Genomic DNA, 1,184 nt, shown 5'->3' on the forward strand with positions numbered 1-1,184 from the left:
AACCAGCGCCCGCGTGCCATCGACGACGAAGACGCCGCAATCGTAATCGTTCAGCTGTGCGGCCATGCGGGCTGGCGCCAGGGTGGCGTCCAGCCGTTCTGCCAGCTGTGTTGCGGCCTGGTCGTTGTATCGCCGTTGCTGGAGGGAGTCGTAGTGATAGGCGACCCGCCTTTGCGGGTTGCGGCGATCGACGAGCAGCAGCGACCAATGGGTGCCGGGGCGATCAGGAGTGCCATTGTTGACGGGCACGAACAGGAAGTCGGCCGGGGCGGCGTTTCGATTATAGATCGACTGCAACGTGCCGCGCGCGTCTTGCAGCTCCACGTGGCGCAGCAGATGGGATACCGACGGGCTCACCAGCCGTGTCCCGGCGGCGAGCATTGGATCGATCCGCTGCAGCTGCTGCTCGAGGAAATCGTAATCCCTCTGGATATGGGCATCGCTCAGCCACTCGGTGGCCCCGAGCACCGACCCCGCCGGGACTTTCGACGAGGCTGGCGGATCGACCCCCCCGATCTGAGCATCGGAGGAGGGGGTCGTGGGCGTGGTCATATCAACCAGTGGAACACCGCGGTAGCTGTCTGGCAGCCTAGCGGGGACTGGCGAGGCGGGTTGCGGAGCCTTTGCCGGTGCCGCTGGCGCAGCTTCACTCATCGGCGAAGGTCGACCGCGATGGATGAGCTGGACGTCATCGGCTCCTAAGACGGCGGCGGCCCCTGCCCGTTGCATCATGGGCTGCCACTGCGTGTCGCCGGGCATCGGCCCGCGCGGACGCACCGGTGCAGAATGAGCATCGTCGCGCAAATCGTCCGGCGTGGACGGCAAACCAACTAGAGAATCAAGGCCGCGGAAAATATCTGAGGGAGCTGTGGCAGTTGTTGGTGACGTCGGTTTTTGCATCTGCCGCCGCTCCAACTCCTCTCTCAACCACGCCAGAGCTTCATCGTCCGGGGAGCTTGGGGGCGGAGAAAGCCCCTGCGGCGAGCCGGGCTGGTGATGACCCGGTACTGGCCCGGGCGGATTGGGATTAACCGCGGTTTCAAAATCGCCGCAGGTGTCTGAGCGAGTCGCGCCGGTGTGCGCTGGCGCTGCTTCCGACATCGGCCACATACTCCAATCGAAGTTGAGCGGCATCTGCAGCGACCAGCTTGAGGTGGACCCTGAATTGGCGATCTCGCTCAGCT

Annotated in this window: 1 protein-coding gene; it reads right to left on the minus strand. The window is 64.7% G+C overall.

The genetic code is table 11. From position 1 onward, the window contains the following. On the minus strand, positions 1-468 hold a 468-nt coding region (locus tag ILFOPFJJ_RS36420), incomplete at its 3' end, for a Ulp1 family isopeptidase (protein WP_312032799.1). Positions 469-1,184: the final 716 nt, after the last annotated feature.

It is taken from the genome of Sinorhizobium psoraleae (assembly GCF_013283645.1).
Taxonomy (GTDB): domain Bacteria; phylum Pseudomonadota; class Alphaproteobacteria; order Rhizobiales; family Rhizobiaceae; genus Sinorhizobium; species Sinorhizobium psoraleae.